General features: G+C 65.9%; 1 protein-coding gene. It reads right to left on the bottom strand.

The window, feature by feature from the left end:
• Nucleotides 1-91 precede the first annotated feature (91 nt).
• Nucleotides 92-24,538, bottom strand: a complete 24,447-nt coding sequence (locus tag ACYVKL_RS30375) for a non-ribosomal peptide synthetase (RefSeq protein ID WP_379166599.1) — start codon at nt 24,536-24,538, stop codon at nt 92-94.

Below are 24,538 nucleotides of genomic sequence, written 5' to 3' on the forward strand. Positions count from 1 at the left end.
GCCATCGTCTCGCGCCACAACATGCGCGCCTGGGCCGGACTCGTGCAGGTCACGGTTCTGTCATCGTCGAGTCGAAACTGCTGAGGAGTAGTCAACACAGGTTCACAAACCTTTCCAGGACCGAGCCGACAACGGCCATTGCGTGCGGATGACTGAACTCGAGGTGACGTGCGTCGACAACCGTGTTGTGTATCTTGCCGGTCACGTACGGGCGCCACGCCTGCGCGAGAGCGTCCTCTTCCGCGCGGTCTTTGCCGGCAGTGAAGAAGAGGAGATCTCCGTCGAAAACTGCGGGCCGGTAGCCGGCGGCCAGGTCGCTCGCGGTCTCGAAACTCTCCATCACCCGATCCGTCTGTTCGGCGGTGAACAGCCCGGTTCCGACCACTTGGCTGCGGATGACCGCCCATGCTTGCTCATGGGTGTGCGCCCGTACCACATCGCCGAGGTCGAACAATTCCCGCCAGCCGCCGAGGAGGTCCGCCATCAAGTGTCCTGGCGCGGACTCGTCCGCAGTGGCGATCATCGAATCAGCAGACAAATCGGGTGCGGAATCCAACAGGGTCAGGGTTCCGACGAGTTCACCGTCGCGCTGCAACTCGACCGCGATCGCGTGCGCGATTTGCCCACCCAAAGACCATCCGAGCAGGTGATACGGACCGTGCGGCTGCACTCTACGAATCTCCGCCACATACCGCTCGGCCAATTCGTTCACCGATTTCGCGCCTGGTTCGCCCGCGACCACATGCGGATCCTGCAGGCCGTATACGGGTCGTTCCTTGTCCACATGCTCGACCACTCCGCCGTAGAACCATGCCAATCCTCCGGCGGGGTGTACGGCGAATATCGCAGGCTTCGATCCGCTCGCACGAAGCGGAAGCAACACCTCGAGACCGGAGCCGCCCGTGGCTTCGTCGGCCCTGCGCGCCAACGCTTCCGGTGACGCATCGTCGAACATCCAGGGCAGGGCGATCGTCACGCCTCGAGCGCACAACTCGGCCACCGCCATTGTGGCCAGCAGCGAATTGCCGCCCAGATCGAAGAACCCCTCCGACACCCCGACCCGCTCCAGGCCCAGGACCTGTGCGTAGACGTCAGCGATCGTTTTCTCGGAATGAGTTCGCGGCGTGACGAACTCGGTCACCGACGCATCGAAATCGGGAAGGGGCAAAGCCTTTCGATCGAGTTTGCCATTGACCGTCAATGGCAGATCTGTCAGCACCATCACCGCCGAGGGGACCATGTACGTGGTCAGTACACGGGCGGCGGCCTCCCGGACCTCGCCCGGATCGATCTGCTGGCCGTCGGCCCCCACCACGTAGCCGATCAGCTGATCGACGCCGAGCATATGGCGATGCACCGCAGCGGCGGCGCGCACCACATGCGGATGCCGGAGCAATGCGGATTCCACCTCACCCAGTTCGATGCGGTAACCACGCAGCTGTACCTGCGCATCCGCTCGACCGGCGTAGGTCAATTCGAGCCGGCCCGCGGACTTGTTCCACCGGCCGAGATCTCCGGATCGATACAACCGCGAACCATGCGAGTCGAAGCGATTCGCGACGAATCGTCCTGCGGTCAAAGCCTGGGCGCGCAGGTAGCCTCGCGACAGTTGCCCGCCGGCCACATAGATCTCGCCGGTGACGCCGATCGGCACCGGCCGCAAACGGTCGTCGAGCACATACACCCGCAACCCTGGCAACGGTGATCCGATCCCGGCCACCTCCATGCCCTCGATCGCGCGGAACGTGACATGCACCGTCGTCTCGGTGATCCCGTACATGTTGACCAAGCACGGTGATTTTCGATCGTGATCCGCGAACCAATTGGTCAAGCGGGACACATCCAGCGGCTCGCCACCGAATACAACGTAACGTAGAGCGAGTTGACCTGCGGTGCAACCAGATTCGCGATACACACGCTCTGCTTCGGCGAAGCCGTAGAACGCCGACGGAGTCTGGCTCAATACCGTCACACGCTCGCGCGCCACGAGATCGACGAACTCCTTCGGCGACCTGGATGTGTCGTAGTCGACCACAACCAGCCTGCCGCCGGACAGCAGCGCACCCCACATTTCCCATACCGCGAAATCGAAGGCGTACGAATGGAACAGCGTCCACACGTCGTCTGGGCTGACATCGAGACGTTCGGCCGTGCTGGTGAACAACGTGACCGCTTCGCGGTGACTGATCGGCACTCCCTTGGGACGGCCCGTCGATCCGGAGGTGTAGATCACGTACGCGACATTGTCCAGCCGCAAGTTCGGCATCGCCGCGTCGGCGGTGTCCGCTGTGTCCGCACAATCCTCGACCAGCACCATCGGTGCCGCGTACTCGGGCAGGGCCGTAGCCGTTTCGGCGGAGGCCAGCACCGCCGCTGGACGCGCATCGTCGAGCATGAACCGCAATCTTTCGTGCGGATACGCCACGTCGAGTGGCAGATACCCGGCGCCTGCCCGAATCACTGCGACCAGGCCCACGACCAGTTCGATCGAACGCGGCAACGCTACGGCCACAAGCGATTCCGGCTCCACGCCTTGTTCGATCAGCCGCGCCGCGACCTGGGCGGACCGTTGATCCAGTTCCGCGTAGGTCAGCTGCGAGACGCCATCGGTGACCGCGACAGTATCCGGCTGGTCCAGCGCTCGGGCAGCGAACAAGTCTGCGAGTGTCGCATCGGGGACCGCGGCGCCGTCTTCCCCTGCCGCGTCCAGCAATTCGCGTCGCTGTATCGGATCGACGATGTCGATATCGCCGACCGGCACCGCGGGATTCGCGGTGACGTACTCCAGAATCCGGACGTAAGCGTGCGCGAATCGAGTCATCGTCTCGTTCACGAAGAGATCGGTAGCGAAGGTGAGTCGTCCCACCATGCCGTCTGGGTGGCCTCCCTGACCGAATCGCTCGGCCAACTTCACATTCAGGTCGGCCTGCGCCTGCTCGAAACCGTTTTCCATCAGCTCGATACCGAGTTCCGGCAGCTGCAATGCGGCCTTGCTCAGGTTCTGGACATCGAGCGTTACCTGATAAAGCGGAAGATGCGCGGTCGACCGGGGCGGATTCAGCGCTTCCACGACTTGTTCGAAAGGCACATCCGCGTGCGCGAACGCGGCCAGATCCGTCTCACGGGTCGAGGCGAGCAGTTCGGCGAACGGCTGCCGCATCGACACCCATGACCGCAGCACAAGGGTATTGACGAACATGCCGATCAGATCGTCGAGGTCACGCTCTCCACGTCCGGCTATCGGGGCGCCGATCGCGATATCGTCGACGCCGGCCAGCCTCGACAGCAGCACGGCCAGTGCGGCATGCAGGACCATGAAGACCGTCGCGTTCGCCTCGCGCGCGACGCCCGCGATTCGCTCGTGCAGATCGGCGGAAAGTTCGAACTCGACCGCGCACCCGTCCATCGATGCGACCGGCGGCCGTGGAAAGTCGGTCGGCAGCTCGAGCAGGTCGGGCAGCCCGTCAAGGGTGTCCTTCCAGAATCGCAACTGCTGGGAGATGACCGAGTCCGGGTCGGCCGCCGAGCCGAGCATCTCGTGCTGCCACAGCGCATAGTCGACGTACTGGACCGGAAGTGCCGGCCACGTGGGCTCTTTCCCATGTCTGCTCGCCTCATACGCCATCGCCACATCCCGCGCAAGCGGGATCATCGACTGGCCGTCCGTGCAGATATGGTGCACACAGATGACCAGAACGTGGTCCTGGTCGTCGACAGCGAGCAATTCCATCCGCAACGGGGGCGCTTGCGTCACATCGAAACCCGCCGACACCACGGCGATCACGCGATCCATCACCTGATGTTCGCCGACCTGAACCGGAACCAGCGCGGGTACGACCTCGTCGACAGCGACGGCAACCTGACAGGGCCGGCCATGGATCATCGGGAACTTCGTACGCAGCGATTCGTGCCGTTCGACGACCAGTTCACACGCGTGCCGGAGCGCATCGGTGTCGAGTTCTCCGCGCAGCCGGACCACCAGCGGGATGTTGTACGTGCCGACGGCGGTATCGAACTGGTTGAGGAACCACATTCGCTGCTGCGCCGGTGAGAGCAGTACCTGCGCGGGCCGGGGGCGCGCCGTCAACGGCACCCGGGAGTCGCGGTCGAGAGTCGCCAGCCGAGCGGCGAGGTCGGCCACCACGGGCGCCTGGAAAAGGTCGCGGACCCCCAGATGTACTCCTGCCGCCGTACTCAACTGTGCAGCCACCCGAGTGGCCGACAGCGAATCGCCGCCCAGGTCGAAGAAGCTGTCCGTCGCCCCGGCACCGTTGATGCCCAGTACGTTCTCGAACACGGCGGCGACACGTCGTTCGGCGTCCGTGCGGGGAGCGAGCCGTTCTCGGCCGACCGCGAATTCCGGAGTGGGAAGCGCCGAGCGGTCGAGTTTGCCAGTCGTGGTGAGAGGAAGTTCGGCCAGCACCGTGAACGCCTCGGGCACCATGTGCGCGGGCAGCCGCAACCGGGTAGCGGCACGAACATCTTCCGGATCCAGTTCCTCGTCAGTGACGAGATAGCCGACGAGCCGGTCGATGCCGAGGTGATCCTTCCGCCGCAGAACCACCGCTTGGGAGATCCCGGGATGCCCAGCCAGAACAGTCTCGATTTCACCGAGTTCGATGCGCTGGCCACGGATCTTGACCTGGAAATCGCGGCGTCCGAGATGTTCCAGAGTGTGCTCGGGTGTCCAGCGAACTAGGTCGCCGGTGCGGTACATGCGCGAACCTGCCGCACCGATCGGATTCGCCACGAACGCGCCTGCGGTGGCCGAGGCTCGGCCCGCATAGCCGCGCGCCAATTGCACCCCCGCGAGGTACAACTCACCTACCACCCCGACGGGCACCGGCCGCAACCACGCATCGAGCACGACAGCCTCGACACCACGGATCGGCCCGCCGATGGTCACCGCGTCACCCGGGTGCAGCGCAGCGCTGATGGCGGCGAGAATCGTCGTTTCGGTCGGGCCGTAACCGTTCAGCAGAGTTCGGCCCGGCGCCCATATCTCGACCGTTTCCGGCGTCACCGCCTCGCCCCCCGCCACCAGCACCCGCAGCGAATCCATCCCGGCCGGCGACATCGTCGCCAACACGCTGGGAGTGAGGAAGGCATGCGAGACCTGCTGTGCGCGCACCAGTTCCATCAACTCGTGCCCAGCGAACACTACTGGGGGCGCAGCCACCAGGACAGCACCGCTGGTGTGAGCCAGCAGCACCTCGAGGACCATCGCGTCGAAGCCGGGAGCAGCGACCTGCAGCACTCGCGATCCCGTGTCGACACCGAACCGATCCCGCTGCGCGGCAGCGAAATTCGCAAGCCCCTCATGGGTGACCGCGACACCCTTCGGCATTCCGGTCGAGCCTGAGGTGTAGAGAACGTATGCCACATCCTGTATGTGCGGCATCCGCACGAGTTCTCCAGCTGTGACGCGCGCGGGCGATTGCGCGATGACCGACCGCTCGATGTCCGGATCGTCCAGTACCAACGGGAATACCATGCCGGGCAACAGATCTCGCGTCTCCTCGACCGTGACCGCCAGCTGAATGCCGGCATCCGCCACCATGAGCGCGATGCGCTCGGCCGGATTCCGAGTATCAACGGGCACGAACGCCGCGCCCGCTTTGGTCACCGCCCACAGGCCGATCACGAATTCGACCGATCGCGGCATCGCCAGCGCGACGTGATCACCCGGTCCTGTGCCCCATGCGATCAACTGCCGAGCCAGCTGGTTGGACCGGGCATCCAGCTCCGCGTAGGACAACGTGTCCTGACCGGACAGGACCGCTGCCGCATGGGGATTCACCGTCACGCCCGCTACCAGCAACTCCGGCATCAGGCTGGGTGCCACGGCCTCTCCGCCCGATGCGGGCACCAGCGTGCGCCGCTCGTCCTCGGTCAGCAGATCGATCGCACCGAGCACCGTATCCGGATCGCCGGCCAGCGTCCGTAGCACGGTTTCCAGACGGCCGGCGAGACGGGCCGCCATCACCTCGTCGACGCGGGCTCGTTGGTAGCGGACTCGGACGTGCAACTCGTCGGTTTGGTGCGCTTGCACGGTGATGGGGTAATGCGCCGCGTCGCGGCCGTCCGCCGCGACCACACGCATACCGTCGATGTCCGCGTCGCCCAGGCCACTGCTGTCGACCGGATACGACTCGAAGACGACCAGGGTATCGAACAACTGGCTGTTGCCGGTGGCCGCCATGATTTGTGACAGTTCGAGGTAGTGGTGGTCGAGCAGACGGGTGTTGTCCGCTTGCAGTCGGCGCAGAGCGTCCTCGATGGTCAGATCCCGCCGCACCTCGGCGACGACCGGAATCGTATTGATGAACAGACCGATCATCGACTCGACATCGGGCAATTCGGCGGGGCGGCCGGATACCGTGCTGCCGAATGCCACGCGTTCGACACCGAGCAGGTTGCCCAGCACCACGGCCCAGGCGAACTGCACGATCGTCGCCATCGTTACGCCCCGCGCCCGCGCGAATGTCACCAATTCCGCTGTAGCGGAACGATCTACAACGATTGGCACATCGATCGGAATGTCCGCCGTCGCCGCCGTGCGTGGATCGGCGACCAGCGTCGGCTCACCGATATCCCGGAGCGCGTCCCGCCACACATCGATACTTGCGTCGCGATCGCGTCGGTCCAGCCATTCCAGGTACTGCCGATACGAGGCCGCCGGCGGAAGCAGCTCCGGCTGGGCGGCAACGGCATACAAACCGATGAGCTCGCGCCACAGCAGCGGCAGCGACCAGCCGTCCAGGAGCAGATGGTGCGCCGTCAACACCAGCCGCAACTCGTTCTGTCCGAGGGCAACAAGTAGGAATCGCAGCAGTGGCGGGTCGGCGGGATCGAATACGACCGCCCGCTCGGTTTCGATCAGCGCCGCTACGCGGCTCGTGTCGCCGGAGCAATCGACCTTGTGCCAGGGCACGGTGGTGCCGACCGGAACGACCTGTGCGGGAACGCCATCGACCGTTCGTGTGAAGGCAGCCCGCAGGTTCGGATACCGCTCGAGCAGAGCTTGCGCGGCACCCTCGAGCCGGTTCTCGTCGACCGCGCCCGCGAGGGTGAGGACCGACTGCGCGGTGTAGACGTCGAGTTCGCCTGCCGCGAGTTCGGTGTGGAACAGCAGGCCCTCCTGTAGCGGTGCCAATGACCACACGTCGCTCAGTGGACCGTACCGGTCTGCGAACGCATTCAGATCGTGCTGCGTGACGTCGACCAGCGGAACATCTGCCCGGGACAATCCCCACTTGTCGTCGGCGCGAGCGAGAGTGGCGATCTCGGTCACGGCGTCGACCCATCCGGCGACAAGTTCGGCCACATCGTCGTGCTCGAGCAGCCGTGACGCGTAGCCGACATGCGCGGACAGTTCAGGTCCGGTCTCGGTGTCCACGATATCGACGTCGATCGTGATCACCGCTGCGGCGGGCATATCCGGATCGAAGGCGGATCGGCGGTCGAACTGCTCATCGGTCGGGACCCACGCGAGATCCGACAGGGCGGTGAGGTTCACACCGGCCCGGCCGAGATTGTTGAAACTGATCTGCGGCTGGGGCGCCTTCGCGAGCACGTCGGCGGTGTCGGTGTTCAGATAGCGCAGCAAGCCGTATCCGATGCCCTTGTCGGGTATCTCGCGCAGCTGGTCCTTGACGGACTTCACTGCCGAACGCAGGTCCGCGTCGTCGATTCCGCTCAGGTCGAGGGCCACGGGGTACGCGCTGGTGAACCAGCCGACGGTGCGTGACACATCCGCTCCCGGGGCGATTTGCTCCTCGCGGCCGTGTCCTTCCAGCAGGACTTTCATGCCCGGGTGCGGAAGGCCGCGCCGTGCGCGCCAACGGGTCAGGGCCACGGTCAGCCCGGCCAGCAGCGCGTCGTCGACGTTGCCGCGCACGGCCGTCGGTATCGAGTCCAGCAATGCCGAGGTCACCGCGGCCGGAATGGACGCTGTCAGGTACCGCACCGTCGCGTGAGTATCGACGGCGGGATCGAATTCCGCCGTCCCGAGCAGCGGATCGGCGGCGGTACTCATCCGCTGCCACAGCTCGAACTCGCTGCCCCGGCCGGCTACGGCAGCGGTCAGCGCGTGTGCCCATCGCCGCATCGACGTACCCGGTGCCGGCAACTCGACCGTGCGTCCCTGCCCGATCTGCTGCCACGCGGTGACGAAGTCGGGCAACAGGATTCGCCACGACACCCCGTCGACAGCCAGGTGGTGAATCACGATGAGGGCCCGAGCATCGGCCTCGACGCCTGATTCCGGAAGCAGGCACGCGACCTGCATCATCCGGCCCGCCGCGGGATCGAGACGATCCGACGCCTCGGTCAGCGCCGCTTCCACCACAGCCGTGAAACCGTCGCTGCCCGGCGCCTCGTGCGCCCGGAAGGTTCGCACGAATACCGCGCCGGTCGCATCGGCGGCGTGAGCGGGCAGCGCATCCATGCACTGTTCGCGCATCCGCGACCGCAACATGTCGTGCTGTTCGAGCACTGCCCGCACGGTCGCGATCACCTCGTCGACGCGCGCGTCCCGCGGCAGACGAACCAGCATCGACTGTGCGAACCGATCGGCTGTCCCGACCCGGTCGACGAACCAGGACACGATCGGCGTGAAGGGAATGTCTCCCACGCCACCGCCCGGCAGCTCCGCGAGGAACACCCGGTCCGCAGCCACGGCCACCTGCGCCAGCCCGCGAACGGTCTTGTGCTCGAAGACATCCCGCGCGGTCACGACCACACCCGCCGTCTTCAGCCGCGAGACCAGCTGGATCGACATGATGGAGTCACCGCCGAGCGTGAAGAACGAGGTCGTCACACCGACCGACGCGACGCCGAGCACATCCACGAAAGCGGCGGCGATCGTGCGCTCCAACTCGTTTGCCGCGACCACGTCCTTGTCGCCGCCGGTGTCGAAAACTGGTTCGGGCAACAGTTTTCGATCCACCTTGCCCGTCGAGGCGAGCGGCATGTGGTCGAGCACGGTGATCGTCGACGGCACCATGTGGGCGGGCAGCACCGCAGCGAGGTGGTCGAGCACGGCATCGGGTTCAACGGCCGCCGCGGGCTCGGCCACGACGTACGCGGCGAGCACGGGCTGCCCGCCGGGTCCCGAGCGGCTCACGGTGACGGCGGTGGCAACCTGCGGGTGTGCCTGCAGCACAGCATCGATCTCCCCGAGTTCGATGCGCTGGCCACGAATCTTGACCTGGAAGTCGACGCGGCCGATGTACTCCAGCACACCACTCGCGGTCCAGCGGACGATGTCGCCGGTGCGATACATCCTCGATCCCGGCGCACCGTAGGGGTTCGCCACGAACGCACCGGCGGTCGTAGCGCGGCGGTTCAGGTAGCCACGCGCCAATGCACCGCCGGAAAAGTACAACTCCCCGGGCACACCGACGGGCACCGGACGCAGCCGGGCGTCCAGCACCACCGCCGCGACGCCGCGGATCGGACCACCGATATTGATCGGGTCGGACGGCTGGACCGGATCGCTGATCGTGACCACGATCGTCGTCTCGGTCGGACCGTAGATGTTGTGCAATTGCCGCCCCGGCGCCCAGGTGGCGATCAGGTCCGCGGACACCATCTCGCCGCCGACCGCCAGTTCCCGCACCGATGCGAAGTCCTCGGGCGACATCGTCGCCAGCACACTGGGTGTCAGGAACGTGTGGGTCACCTGATGGGTGCGGATCAGTGCGGCCAGATCAGGGCCGCCGAAAACCTCCGGTGGCGACACGACCAGGCAAGCGCCGGCCGCGCACGCCATGAACGCCTCGAGCAGCACCGCGTCGAAGGCAGGCGCCGCCACTTGCAGGACACGCGACGTGGCGTCCACCCGATAGCGGACCCGCTGCTCGGCCGCGAAGCCGGCCAATCCCTCGTGGCTGACCACCACACCCTTCGGTGTTCCGGTCGACCCCGACGTGTAGATCACATACGCGGCCTCCCGAATCCGCACGGCCCGGCCACGAGCCGCATCCGTGATGGCCCGGCCGGTCTGCGCGGCGATCTCGGCGGCTGCATCCGGTTCGTCGAGCACCAGCCATCGGACATCGTCGGGAAGCGACGCGCGCGCGGAAGCGACCGTGATCCCCGCGGTGACACCGGAATCATTCACCATGTGCGCGATCCGCTCCGCGGGATAGCGCAGATCCACCGGTACGAACGTGGCGCCGGTCTTCGCGATCGCCCACATGGCGACGTGGTAGTCGACCGAACGCGGCACGGCCAGTGCGGTGAGCGTGCCCGGCCCGGCTCCTCGGGCGAGCAGGTATGCGCTGAGCTGATTGGACCGGCGGTCGAGTTCGGCGTAGGTGAGGGTTTCGGTTTCGCCGATCACGGCGGTCGCGGTCGGATCCGCTGCCACCGCCGCGGCGAGTAGATCGGGCAGCAGACACGGCGCCGGGCTCTCGCCACCTCGCGCCGGGACCAGTCGCTCGGCCTCCGATGTGTCGAGCAGATCGATGCCGCCCACCGTCCGGGCCGGGTCGGACACGACCGACTCCAGGACCCGGAGGAATCGCTCCGCGAGCGATTCGGCCGTGGACGCCACGAAAAGGTCTGTGGCGTAGATGATCTCGCCGTCGATTCCGGCCGGTCGGCCGCGGTCGCCGCGTTCGGTCATCAGCACGGTGAGATCGGTTTTCGCCTGCGCGATACCGGGGTCGAGCAGTTCGACATCCACGCCGGGGAGCTCGAACCGGGCCGCACGCATGTTCTGCAGACCGAACATCACTTGATAGAGCGGTGTGTACGCGGTGGATCGGGCACGGTCGAGGATGTCGACGAGCCGCTCGTAGGGCACATCGGCGTGGGCGAGCGCTTCCAGGTCGACATCGCGTACTTCGGCCAGGAGTTCGCGGAACGACAGATCGTCCCGGACTCGCGTGCGCAGCACGACGGTGTTGACGAACATGCCGACCATATCGTCCAGTTCCCGGCCGCCTCGGCCGGCAACCGGAGAACCGATCGAGATGTCCGCGCTGTGCGCGGTGCGCGCCAACAGGATCGCCAGTGCGGCATGCAGCACGACGAACACCGTGACACCCTCGCGTTGGGACAGCCGCGCTATCTCGTCGTGCAGCCGCGCCGAGAGCGCGAAGCGAACACTGCCGCCGGCCATCGACATGGTGGCGGGCCGGGGTCGGTCCGTCGGCAGGTCCAGCAGCTCCGGAGCATCGTCGAGGACCTCGCTCCAATGTGCGATCTGCCGCGCGATCGGCGACTCCGGATCGCCCTCGGCACCGAGCGTTTCGGCCTGCCACAGCGCGTAGTCCGCGTACTGGACCTCGAGCGGTTCCCACTGCGGTGCTTCGCCGTTCACACGCGCGGCGTAGGCGGCGAAGATATCGCGGCCCAGCGGTGCCATCGAGGAACCGTCGGCCGCGATGTGATGGACCACGAGCACGATCACATGCTCGTCGTTCCCTGTGCGGTATACCCGTGCTCGCACCGGCACCGAATCCACGACATCGAAACCTGTTTCGACGACCTGCCGGATCCGGTCGGTCAGCTCCGCCTCGTCGGCGACAGACTCCGGATCCAGCGTCAGCTCCGCGGACGCGGCCGCGACCTGACGCACTACCTGGCACGGTTCGCCGTCGACGGCGGGATACACCGTGCGCAGTGGCTCGTGCCGCTCCACGACGTCGAGTAGCGCCGCCTGTAGCGCCTCGAGATCCAGCCGGCCTGTCAGCCGGGCCGCAAAGCAGATGTTGTATGCCGCCGAGGCGGTGTCGAATTGATTGAGGAACCACATCCGCCGTTGTGCCGCCGCCAACGGGACCGCTTCCGGGCGCGGCCTGGCGGTGAGCGGAACCACCGCGTGTCCGGCTCTCGTGCGCAGGCGCTCGGCCAATCCGGCAATCGTCGGTTCGATGAAGATGTCGCGAATGCCGACCTCGATGCCGAGCTCCGCGGTGGCCCGGGCTGCGATGCGGGCGGCCGAGAGTGAGTTGACCCCGATCTCGAAGAGGTTGGCCGTCACGGTCACCCGATCGCGATCGGTGATCTCCGCGACGATTGCCGCAAGGGCCGCTTCGCGTTCGGTGCGGGGTGGCACGAATTCCTCGGTGTCGTCGAACACCGGCTGCGCCAAGGCAGCTCGGTCGAGCTTGCCGTTCGGTGTCGACGGGATCGCCTCGAGGACTTGAACGGCGGCCGGAATCAGGTAGGACGGCAATGCGTGGGTGAGCCGGTCGCGAATCGAGCGCCCATCGGTGCGCGCACCGGGAGCGAGTGTCACGTATGCGACGATTCGATCCGTCGTGGCTACGGCCACAGCGCGTGCGACGTCCGGGAGCGCGGACAGCGCCGCTTCGACGTCACCCGGCTCGACCCGCTGGCCGCGGACCTTGACCTGGAGATCGCTGCGGCCCAGGTATTCCAGCTCGCCGGTTTTCACCCATCGGACTAGGTCGCCGGTGCGGTACAGTCGCTCACCGGGCATGCCGAACGGGTGCGCGACAAAGGCGCCGCAGGTGAGGTCGGGACGGGCGTGGTAACCGCGCGCCAGCTGGACACCCGAGACGTAGAGGTCGCCGACGACACCGATCGGCACCGGTCGCAGCCCTGGGTCCAGGACGTAGACCCGCATGCCGGCCACCGGCGTACCGAGGGGGGCCATCGAACGGTTCGCTATCCCCGGCAGGCAACGCGCAGCCGTCACGACTTCCGCCTCGGCCGGGCCGTACCAGTTCACCACCTCGGCATGCGCGAATACCCGCGAGGCGGCGTCGACGGTGCGCTGCGCCAGCGCCTCACCGGCGACGAAGACCCGTCGTATCGACGGCAGTGGTGTACCCGCGGTGGTTTCGACGAGAACCTCGAGCATCGATGGCACGAAGTGCACGGTGCTGACCTGATGGTTCGCAATGATGGTTGCGATGTATCCGGGATCGCGATGCCCATCGGGTTCGGCGACCACGATCTGCGCACCGGTCTGCAACGGCCAGAACAGCTCCCATACGGCGATGTCGAAGGTGATCGGGGTCTTGTACAGCACGGTGTCGGACGCGTCGTGCGGCCATTGCCGCTGTGCCCACGCCAATTGGCTCACGGTCGCGGCGTGGGTCAGCGCGACGCCCTTGGGGACTCCCGTGGAGCCGGAGGTGAACAGGATGTAGGCGACATTGTCCGGCCGCAGCGGCGTACGACGCTCGGCGTCGGTGATCGGGACATCCGGAAGACCGGCCACGTCGACTCGATCGATGCACGAGATCTCGAACCCACGCGGCAGTACGTCGCCATCCGCTGAGGTGGTGAGTACCAGCAGCGGCTGCGCCGCGTTCAGCACATCAGCGATCCGGGCGGCCGGATGATCCAGATCGATCGGCAGGAACGCGGCGCCCGCCTTGACTACCGCGTACAGCGCGGTGATGAGGTCGATCGATCGCCGGATGCCCACCGCGACAACAATTTCCGGCCCGGCACCACGGGCGATGAGCCATCGGGCCAGGCGATTGACGCGGGTGTCGAACTCCCGGTAGGTCATCCCGATGCCGCTCGGAAGACAGATCGCCGGAGCATCCGGGGTTCGGGCGACCTGTTCGTCGACAGCGTCGACCAGCGTCCGGCCGGTCGCCGCGGGGCCGGCGGTGTCGTTCCATCGTTGCAGCACCAGGTGGCGCTCCGCGGCATCGAGCAACTCGATACCGCCGACCGCCGTATCGGCATCGGTCGCGGCGGCGTCGAGCACACGCACGAATTGTTCCGCGAAGCGCAGCGCTGAGTCATCGTCGAAAAGGTCAGTGGCATACGTCAGCCGCAACGTCATGCCGGTCGGCTCACGGTGAGCGCCGTGTCCCTCCGTGATCATCAGCAGCAGGTCGTAGATCGCGGCGCTGTCCTCCGGATCGAGGCTCTCCACGGTGAGACCCGGAAATTCGACCCGCGCCTGTGCCATGTTCTGATAGGCGAGCATGACCTGGAACAACGGCGTATGCGACGTCGATCGCGCCGGGTTCAGTGCCTCCACCAACTGCTCGAACGGAACGGTGGCATGGTCGAAAGCCTCGGTGGCCGTGCGCCGCACCTGGTTCAGCAGACTGGTGAACGATTGATCCCGCCTGCACCGGCTGCGCATCACCAGGGTGTTGACGAACATCCCGATCAGGTTGTCCAGCGATCGATGGCCGCGGCCGGCATGTGGCACACCGATGGTGATGTCGTCACTGCCGGAAAGTCTCGACAGCAACACCGCCAAAGCGGTGTGCACGACCATGAATGTCGTCGCCCCGGCGCGCCGCGCCAGCGCCTCCAACCGGGCGTGCAGCTCGCTCGGGATCATGGCATGGACGACCGCGCCGCGTTGTGTCTGCACGAGCGGCCGTGGCCGGTCGGTCGGCACTTCGATCACATCGGGGATACCCGCGAGTTGTGCTCTCCAGTAGGCGAGGTCGTGGGCCAGGTACGAGTTCGGGTCCTCCGCCGAGCCGAGCACCTCGCGCTGCCAGAGGGCGTAATCAGCGAACTGTACGGACAGCGGCGCCCAGTCCGGCGGATTGCCGCCGGACCGTGCACGGTAGGCCGTGACGATGTCGGCGGCCAGCGGTGCAACCGACGAACCGTCGCAACTGATGTGGTGGACTGCCAGCGCGATCACCCAGGTCTCGTCGGACAGTCGATACAGGGCAACGCGCAGTGGCACGCCCTTCGACACATCGAATCCGGTGCCGAAGAACTCGGTCAATCGGGCCGGCAACTCGTGCTCACCGACCGGTTGCGGCCCGAGATCCCAGTTTCCGACGACGTCGGCCGCGTCGAGCGCGACCTGCGTTGGCGTGCCATCGACCGCTGGATACATGGTGCGCAGACTCTCGTGCCGCTCGATGACGTCACCGACCGCCGCTGCGAGCGCATCGAGATCGACGCTACCGTCGAGCCGCATCGCCAGCGGCACAACATATCCGGGCGAACTCGGATCGAACTGATTGAGGAACCACATCCGGGCCTGTGCCAGTGACAGCGGGATACGATCCGGGCGCGGGGTGCGAGTTGGCGCGGGCAGGTTCGGCACCGCGCGCAGCTGCCCGATTCGTTCGGACAGCTCTGCGACAGTGGGTGCTTCGAAGATCACCCGCACCGGCACGGTGACGCCTGCGATGTCGCCTATCCGGCTCAGCGCACGCGTTGCGAGAAGCGAGTTTCCGCCGAGGTCGAAGAAGTTGTCGTCCGCGCCGACCTCTGGAAGGTCGAGCAGTTCGCCGACTACCCCGGCGACGGTCTGCTCGATGAGGCCTTGCGGCGCACGGTATCCCGCTTCGTAGTCTCGCACATCCGGTGCCGGCAATGCCCGGTAGTCGACCTTGCCATTGACGGTGAGCGGGACAGCATCGATTCGGACCATCGAGGACGGCACCATGTACGCCGGCAGCCGCTGCATCAGGAACGCCCGGACCTGCCGGAGGTCCAGTGCCTCCGCGGCAACCAGGTACGCGACCAGGCGCTGTTCGCCGCGCTCGGTACGCATCTGCACGACGGCCGCGGCAACCTGCTCGTGCGCGACCAACGCGGCTTCGATGTCACCGAGTTCGATGCGGAGACCGCGCACCTTCACCTGGGTGTCGGCACGGCCGACATAACGCAGGTTGGCATCCGAGCCCCAGCAAGCCAGGTCACCCGTGCGGTACAGCCGGGCACCGCTTGTGCTGCCGAAGGGGTCGGCGATGAAGCTCGCTGCCGTCAAGCCAGGGCGTTCGTGATAGCCGCGAGCGGGCTGGATTCCACCCAGGTACAGCTCTCCGGTCACCCCGACAGGAACCTGACGAAGTCGCGAATCGAGCACGCGCACAACCACATTCGCCTCGGGTATGCCGATAGGCACGGTGACGTCGTCGAGCGCGTCGATGCGGTGAGCGGTGACGCTCACCGCGGCCTCCGTCGGCCCGTACAGATTGTCGATGCGCGCTGGGCTGAGTTGCCGGAAGCGACGGACGGTCTCGGCCGGCAGTGCCTCACCGATGCACAGCACCCGCCGCAGATCAGGGAACTTCCGCGCGTCGGCCGCATCGAGGAATGCCGACAGCGAGGACGGCACGAAGTCCACGGTCGTAATCCGGTGTTCGGCGAGCAGCCCGGCTGCGGTTCCGGGGTCGAGGTGCGCGTCGCGGCCGGCGACAACCACCGACGCGCCGCAGGTGAGTGCGGAAAACAGCTCCCAGACCGAGAGATCGAATGTGGTCGGCGTCCGCAACAGCATGATGTCCTCGGCCCCGAGCCCGTAGTGATCCCGCAGCCAGCGAAGTTGGTTGACCACCGCGGCATGCGGTACGGCCACCCCCTTGGGCACGCCGGTCGAGCCGGAGGTGTAGATGACATACGCCAGATCATCCGGGTGCAGCGACCGGGGCCGATCGGCGTCTGTCAGCGTCGACGTATCCGCGCGCTCGCCATCGAGCTGCTCGAATGCCCACACCGGTACGTTTTCGGGCACATTCGCCCGGTCGACCGGCCGGGTGATGACGGCACTCGGCCTCGCGTCGGTGACGACGGCACGCACCCGGTCGACTGGATGATCCGGATCCAGCGGCAGGTAGGCCGCGCCGGCCGCATGAATTGCGTACAGCGTGGTCAGCAGATCGACACAGCGGCGCATCGCGACAGCGACGACGGTTCCCGGGCCAACTCCGCGTCCGATCAGCACCCGGGCCAGCGAATTCACCCGCGCCGCGAATTCCCCGTAGCCGAGCCGGCCGCCACCCTCGGCGTCGACAATCGCGATCCTGTTCGGGTTCGCGGCAGCCTGCGCGGCAAACAGGGACGCGATCGTCTCGGACGGGGGACTCGTCAACTCACCGCTCGACCACGCCGCCAGCTCGCGCGCCTCGTTCGCGGTCAGCAGCTCGATATCGCCCACGACACAGGTGGGCTCGGCCACGATCGCCTGCAGCAACAGCAGGTAGCGGTCGAACATCGCAGCGACCGTCTTCTCATCGAAAATATCTGTCGCATAACTGAATTCGACCGCCATGTCGCCCATGTCGCCATCCGACGCCGGTGAGTCGACAAGGTTCAGATGCAGGTCGTACTTGGCCACGCTCGGATCGACCATCCGGGCCGAAACTGTCAGGTCCGCGAACTCCACGGTCGGGATCTCGATGTTCTGGAACGAGAATCCAACCTGAGTCAAGGGCGAATGTGCGGTCGAGCGAGGCGGATTCAGCACCTCGACAAGCCGTTCGAACGGAATGTCGGCGGTCTCGAATGCGCCCAGATCGGCGGACCGGACCAGATCGAGAATTTTCAGAAACGACGAGCCAGGGTCGATGCGGGTCCGCAATACCAGTGTATTGACGAACATTCCGATCAGATTGTCCAGTCCGGGCTCGCCGCGGCCGGCGATCGGTGTGCCCACCGCGATGTCGCCGGTTCCCGAAAGCCTTGCCAGCAGAGCGGCGTACGCCGCGTGCATCACCATGAAGACCGTCGCGTCGAGTCGCCGGGCCAACGCGATCACATCACGATGGAGGTCTGCGGGAACCACCGTCGATATGGCCGCACCCCGGAACGACTGTTTGGCCGGTCGTGGACGATCGGTCGGCAGGTCGAGCACCTCGGGCAGGTCGGCGAGGGTCGCGCGCCAATACTCAAGCTGGGCGGCGGTCAGGCTGTTCGGGTCATTTTCGGTACCGAGTAGGTGTTGTTGCCACACAGCGTAATCCGCGTATTGCACGGGCAGCGGCGTCCACTGCGGGGACTGGTGTCCGACGCGGGCCTGGTAGGCGGTCGCGAGGTCTGCGGCCAGCGGTGCCAGCGACGACCCGTCGAAGCTGATGTGGTGGACGACGAGAATCAGAGTGTGCTCGTCGGGTGCACTGCGCAGCAGGGTGATCCGAAACGGAACCTCGGAGGTGACATCGAACCCGGCGGTCACCTCCGCGCCGATGCGCGCCTCGACCTCGCTTTCCAGAACCGGCACCGGCTCCAAGGAAGGCCGTGCCGTCGCGACCGGCACAATCACCTGATGCGGTCCACTGTCGCTGTCCGGGTAGATGGTTCGCAGAGATTCGTGCCGGTCGATCACATCGGCGATCGCCGCGTGCATGGCGGCCACGTCGAGGTTGCCCGACATGTGGACGACCATCGGAACGTTGTATATCGGCGAGGCGGTATCGAACTGATTGAGGAACCACATGCGGGTCTGCGCGGGCGAGAGCGGGATCCGGTCCGGGCGCTCTTGCGGGCCCAGCGGTTCCCGTCCGGCCGCGTCGCTGGTCCGAATGCTCTCCGCCAGCGCGGCGACGGTCGGCGCTTCGAAGAGCGTGCGCAACGAGACATCGGTGTCGAACGCGGCGCTCAGCTGCGCTGCTGCCCTGGTCGCGGACAGCGAGTTGCCGCCCAGATCGAAGAAGCTGTCGAACACACCGACCCGCTCGATTCCCAGCACGGCGGCACACACATCGGCGACCAGCTGCTCGGCCGCGTCGCGCGGTGCGACGTATTCGATTGTGCCGGTGGCGAAAACCGGCTCGGGCAACGCCAGACGGTCGATCTTGCCCACTGCCGACAGCGGCAGCGTGTCGAGCACCATCACCGTGTCCGGGACCATGTGGGACGGCAGGCGCCGTTCGGCGTAACCGAGCAGATCCGCGGTGTCGACGGCGCCGTTGGCCGACACGACGTAGGCCACCAGTCGCGACCCGCCGGCGGTCGCCGCGCCCACCGTCACCGCTGCTGCCACGGCGGGGTGCGCGGCGAGAACGGCCTCGATTTCGCCGAGTTCGATGCGCTGTCCCCGGATCTTGACCTGGAAGTCGGCGCGACCGAGATATTCGAGGGTTTTCTCGGATGTCCACCGGACCAGATCACCGGTGCGGTACATGCGGGTGCCCGGGGGGCCGTACGGATCGGCCACGAAGGTGGTGGCTGTCGCGGCCGGTCGCTTCAGGTATCCGCGGGCCAGCTGCACTCCGGAGACATACAGCTGTCCCGATACTCCGACAGGCACCGGCTGCAGGCCTGCGTCCAGCACTACCGCCTCGACGCCACGAATCGGGCCGCCGATGGTGACGCGGTCCCCGGCGCACAGCGGGTCGCTGATCGCCACCATGATCGTGGTCTCGGTGGGTCCGTAACCGTTGAACAGCTGTCGGCCCGGTGCCCATACCGCGACCATTTCCGCCGACACCGCCTCCCCACCGGCGACCAGTACCCGCAGCGAATCCAGACCGGCCGGCGACATTGTCGCAAGGACGCTCGGAGTCACGAATGCGTGCGATACCCGCTGCTTCCCAATCAATTCCGCCAACTCGCGGCCCGCGAACACGTCGGGAGGCGATACCACCAACGCCGCGCCGCTCGCATGAGCCATCAGCAACTCCAGCATAACCGCGTCGAAACCCGGTGCTGCCAACTGCAACACCCGCGACGAACTGTCGACCCGATAGCGATGCCGCTGCTCGGCAGCGAAATTCGCCAGTCCCGAGTGTGTGACCGCGACACCTTTCGGCGCCCCCGTCGACCCCGAGGTGTAGAGCACATAGGCCACGTCCGAGACATGGCAGGACCGCAGCCGGTCTGCATCCGTCACCGCGGTCGAGGACCGAGCCGCGATGTGCGCCTGTGCGTCAGGTGCATCGAGCACCAGCCGTTGAACCCGGTCCGGCAGCAGGTCCTGTGACGCCTCGACGGTGAGACCCACCCGCACGTCGGCATCGGCCACCATGAGGGCGACGCGGTCGACCGGATTGCGCGGATCCACCGGCACGAACGCCGCGCCCGCCTTGGTCACCGCCCACATCCCGACCACGAGCTCCACCGACCGGGCCATCGCCAACGCGACCTGGTCACCCGGGCCGACACCCCATGCGATCAATTGCCGGGCAACACGATTCGACTGTTCATCGAGCTGTCCGTAGGACATCGTGTGTTCACCCGAAACCACAGCCACCGCATCGGGATCCGCGACCGACAACAACTCCGCCAAGACCCGCGGCGCCACGGCAGGGCCCCCCGACGCGGGCACCAACCCGGCCTGCTCGCTCCCCGACAGCACATTCACGCGACCCACCGGCAGGTCGGGACTCGACACCACCGCATCGAGGACCCAATTCAGCCGCACGGCCCATTCCTCGACAGTCTCCCGATCGAACAGATCTGTGGCGTAGTTGATCCGGAGGGAGACATCGCCTCCCGCAGAAGCGTTTTCGGCGACGGTGACGATAACGTCCACCTTCGCCGGTTGCGGCCCCGGATCCAGGATCTCGACCGTGAGTTCGGGCAGCTCCAGCCGTGGACGGTCCATGTTCTCGAAAACGAGGTACACCTGGCACAGCGGTGCGTGCGCGACCGATCGCCTGGGATCTATTTCATCGACAATCCGTTCGTACGGAAGGTCGCTGTTGGCAAACGCATCGACGTCGATGTCCTTGACCCGCCACAGAAACTCGAGGAGCGATTCATCGGAACGCACTTCGGTACGTAGCGGCACCGTATTGACGAACATGCCGACGAGCGGTTCCAGCGCACGCTCCCCTCGGCCCGCGACCGGTGTCCCGATGGTGATATCCCCCGAGCCCGACAGCCGGGCCAGCAGCACCGCCAGCGCGGCATGGATGACCATGAAGGTGGTGACGCCGGACGTGCGGGCCAGATACTGGATCGCAGCAAAGGTTTCGGCTGGGATCACGCTCTCGGCGATGTCGCCGCGCATGGATTGGCGAGCAGGACGCGGACGGTCCGCAGGCAGCTCTAGCAACGGCGGCATTCCCGCCAGTTGTGTCACCCAGTAACGCAACTGGCGTGCCGCCAACGACTCGGGGTCGTCCTCGTCGCCGAGCATCTCGTGGCGCCAGATGCTGTAATCGGCGTATTGCACGGTCAGGGGCTGCCAGTCCGGGGTTCTTCCCTGCGACCTTGCTTCATAGGCCGTCGCGATATCGACCGCGAGCGGTGGAAGCGACGAACCGTCACAGCAAATATGGTGCAAAACCACGACCAGGACGTGCCGACGCCGTTCGCTGGACTCGAGCAGCGCGACTCGGATCGGTGGACTTGTTCGGACGTCGAAACCGGTCGAAGTCAGCTCACCGATGCGATGCGCGATGTCGGCGCAATCGATCTTCTCCGGTATCAGGCCGACACCGTGCCCGGGTGCCAGAACAACTTGCCTCCCTTCCCCTTTTGTGTCCGGATAGACGGTCCGCAGGGATTCGTGCCGATCGATCACATCCATCAGAGCCAGGCGCAACGCAGTGACATCGAGTCGGCCGGTCAGCTGCACCACCAGCGGAATGTTGTATGCCGTGGAGGCCGGGTCGGCCTGATTGATCAGCCACATCCGATTCTGCGCCGGCGACAACGGAATCGGCTCGACGCGCGGTTCCGCGCGCAGCACGAGCGCTCTGTGGTGGTGTTCGATGTCGATATGCGCGGCGAGTTCGGCGACGGTCGGCTTGCTGAACAGATCGCGGACCGACACAGCGGATCCGGTCAGCTCGGCGATTCTCGCGGCGGCATTGGTCGCGGTGAGCGAATTGCCGCCCAGTTCGAAGAAGTGGTCCAGCACGCCTATTCGCTCGAGGTCCAGCACCTCGGCGAAGATGGCCGCGATCGCCTCCTCGACCGCCGAACTCGGCGCCACATAGGCCGCGGACGAATCGAAGATCGGCTCCGGCAGCGCCCGATAGTCCACCTTGCCGTTCACCGTCAGCGGCAGCTCGGGCACCACCACGACAACGGCGGGCACCATGTACTCCGGCAGCAATGTCGCGACATACGTGCGCAGAGTGTCGGCCGTACAGGCATCTCCACCGGTCGGCACAACATAGGCCACGAGCCTGGCCGCCGCCGTGCCCGGGCGATGGACGATGACAACCGCCGCCGAGACCGCGCTATGGGTCGACAACGCGGTGCGAATTTCATCCAACTCGATGCGAAACCCACGCAGTTGCACCTGCTGATCGGCACGGCCACGGTATTCCAGCTCACCCTGGTGATTCCAGCGTGCGACATCGCCGCTGCGATAGAGCCGCTCGCCTGGTCGGCCGAACGGGCTGGCAACAAATCGGGCGGAAGTCAGCGATGAGCGGTTGAGATAACCGCGGGCGAGTTGCGTTCCGGCAACGTAGATCTCGCCCCAGGCGCCCAACGGCGCCGGCCGCAGTTGTTCATCGAGAACATAGGTGCGCAGACCAGGCAGTGCCGGACCGATCGTACTCGGGGCGTCCGCGGTCGCGATGCTCCGTGTCATGCCGAAATAGGTCACGAACACCGTGGTTTCGGTAATGCCATAGCTGTTCGCCAGCACCGGGAGCTCCGGATTGTGCTCATACCAGTCCGCCAGCACAGCCGGGTCGAGTCGTTCGCCGGAGAGTACGACCAGTCGCAGCGAAAGCTCACCGTCAGGCTCACCCGCATCTTCGTACCGAAGGTACGCGGCACCGAACTGTTGGAACGCAAACGGTGTCTGGTTGAAGACGGTCACCTTCTCGCGTGCCGCCACGCGCACGACATCGTCTGGCGACCGGGTGGTGGGGGTGTCCACGACTACCAGGCAGCCACCACTGGCCAACGCGCCGAAGATCTCCCACACCGAGTAGTCGAACGCGAAGGAGTGGAACAACATCCACACGTCGCCGGGCTGCACGCCGATCTCGGCGCACGCGTTCACCAGGTACGTCGCCACGGCGCGATGGGCAATGGCCACGCCCTTGGGCCGACCGGTCGACCCCGAGGTGTAGATGACGTAGGCGATGTTGTCGGGGCGCAGCGGGCTGGTCCGGTCGGCGTCGGTGACAGGTGTCGCAGCCTCGTCGCCGGCGACCTCGTCGAACAGCACCACGTGGCCCGGGTCTCCGGGCACAAGCTCGCGCATGTCGCCGGTCGTGACTACGGCGATCGGATCGGCGTCGTTCAGCACGTATTCCAGCCGATCGGCCGGATGCGCGATATCCAGCGGCAGGTATCCGGCGCCTGACTTCAGCACGGCCAGCGTGACGATGATGAGATCGGCATCCCGTGGCATCGCGATCGCCACCAGCGAGTCCGGGCCCGCTCCGAGCGCGATGAGGGTGCGTGCGAACCGATTGGAACGCTCGTCCAGCTCCCGATAGGTGAGAGGGGCCCCCTCCGATGTGACGGCAACTGCCGATGGAGTCGCATCGGCCTGTCGCGTCAGCAAATCCACGAGCGTTGCCGAACTCGTTGCCCCGTCGCGGCCGGCCAGCTCCCCGGCGATCTGTGCCTCTTCAGCAGGGTCAACGAGCGGAACAGCGATCAGGGCTGTTTCGACGGGCGCTTCGATCAGTCGTTGCAGGAAGGCGATGAATCGGTGGGCGTGCGCATCGAGTTCATCCTGGCCATAGAGATTCGCGTTGCCGTGCAGTTCGATCAACAGTGGCGCGTCTACCCCGGAACGGTAGAGATTCAGCTGGAGATCGTCCAATGTGCCCGAGGTCAGCGCGCGATAGCGGCCGACAGCAGACCCGAGACGAATTTCGGAGTCGAAGAAGAGGATATTGACGATCGGACCGAACGAGTTCGCAGACGCATCCAATGCATTCGAATCGCGGCGCAGGTCCTCGAACCGGTAGAGCTGATGCCGCATCGCGGAGACGAGTTCGGACACTGACGCATGGACCAGTTCCTCCACGGTGGTCGTTCTATCCATCGTGAATCGGATCGGCACCATGTTCGCCAACATCGCGGCAGCATTGCGCAAGCCCTTCGTCACGCGCCCGCTCACCGGCATCGACAACACCACATCGTTGCCACCGGTCATCCGTGCGAGGAATGCGGCGAAGGCCGCCACGACGACCTGCGCAGGCGATGCTTGCAGGTTGCCGGAGAAACGGTCGAGCAGGTCGAACAACTGCGGCGGAAGCTCGATGCCGGAAACACGATCGACCTTGCTCGGGCGGGCGGTGCGACCGGACAGACTCGTCGGCGTCGGAAGGTCGGCAATCCTGCCGAGCCAGTATTGCCTGTCGTTCTCGAACCGAGAGCTCGCCCGATACGCTTGCTCCGCCTCGATGATGTCGCGCAACGCGTCCGCTTCCCGAGGCGCCGGCGGCCGGCCCTCGAGCAATGCGTTGTAGTGCTCGGCCAGCCGGGTCAACACGTTGAATGCACCGTAGCCATCGATGACGAGATGATGGGCACGCGCGTACCACAGATACCGATCTTCGGCGATTCGGATCAACCGTGTCTCGGCGAGCCGGTCACGGCTCATATCCTCGGCTCTGGCTTCGAAATCGCGCCGCATCCATTGCATTGCCGCCGCGAACGGATCACTCTCCCCGCTGACGTCCAGCACAGACTCGTCGTAAGTCATATTGCGGTCGACGAATTGATAGGGAACGCCGTCGAACTCGACCACCCGGACGACCAGAGATTCGGATTCGTGGCCGGCAACGTTCACCGCCTCGATGAAGGCTTCGACGTCGATCGGGCCCTCGATCTCGACGTACTGTGCGATGTTCATCGCCTGCCCGCCGGGCAGGTTGTCCGCCAGCCACATCCCGTATTGCGCCCTCGACAGCGGAATCAATTCCGCCTGGCGGTCAGCAGGTTCGGTTGACCTCAGATTCAT

The organism is Nocardia tengchongensis (genome assembly GCF_054781395.1).